The organism is Massilia eburnea, from assembly GCF_009720745.1.
In the GTDB taxonomy this organism is placed as follows: domain Bacteria; phylum Pseudomonadota; class Gammaproteobacteria; order Burkholderiales; family Burkholderiaceae_D; genus Rugamonas; species Rugamonas eburnea.
Genome location: NZ_WNKX01000105.1, coordinates 1 through 255, shown reverse-complemented (window position 1 = coordinate 255; position 255 = coordinate 1). Strand labels below are relative to the sequence as shown.

Annotated in this window: 1 protein-coding gene; it reads left to right on the top strand. The window is 56.1% G+C overall.

Annotated elements, in window-relative coordinates:
- Nucleotides 1-26 precede the first annotated feature (26 nt).
- Nucleotides 27-255 (top strand): transposase (locus tag GM658_RS28755; protein WP_170299006.1); only part of this gene is annotated, 229 nt, incomplete at its 3' end.

The window sequence follows — 255 nt, the reverse complement described above, 5'->3', positions numbered from 1 at the left end:
TTTCACCTCAAGAAGGGAGGCATGCCGTGAAGAGAAGCAAGTTTACTGAACAGCAGATCGCGTACGCCCTGAAGCAGGCAGAACTGGGCACCCCGGTGGACGAGGTCTGCAGGAAGATGGGCATCTCAGATGCCACGTTTTACAACTGGAAGAAAAAATTCGGCGGTCTGGGGCCATCGGAGGTACGACGGCTCAAGCAGCTGGAGGAGGAGAACGCGAAGCTCAAGAAGCTGGTGGCCGACCTGGCGTTAGATA